Here is a 251-nt window from a genome sequence, read left to right on the forward strand (position 1 = left end):
TACCTAAGCCTTGCAGTGCTTCAAAATAAAGCTCAGGGTGCTTTTCACCCAGTGCTTTTTCAGTTTCAAGCCACACGCGCTCAGGTACTAAATGATTTAGCTCACCTTTATTTTTAAGCTCGCGCATTAATGCATACGTACTTGGGTGAATACGCCAATCACTGCCATAGCGCGCTAAAAAACGGGCAATACGCAGTACTCGAACAGGGTCTTCTACAAATGCCTCAGTGGTGTGGCGCAGTGTTTTATTT

The 251-nt window shown here is 45.0% G+C and carries 1 protein-coding gene; it reads right to left on the minus strand.

What is annotated here, in order from left to right; genetic code table 11:
* Window positions 1-251 (minus strand): tRNA nucleotidyltransferase/poly(A) polymerase-related protein (locus tag AAEY57_RS20600; protein ID WP_502935513.1); only part of this gene is annotated, 251 nt, incomplete at both ends.

It is taken from the genome of Pseudoalteromonas sp. MER144-MNA-CIBAN-0113 (assembly GCF_040308965.1).
Lineage (GTDB): Bacteria > Pseudomonadota > Gammaproteobacteria > Enterobacterales > Alteromonadaceae > Pseudoalteromonas > Pseudoalteromonas tetraodonis.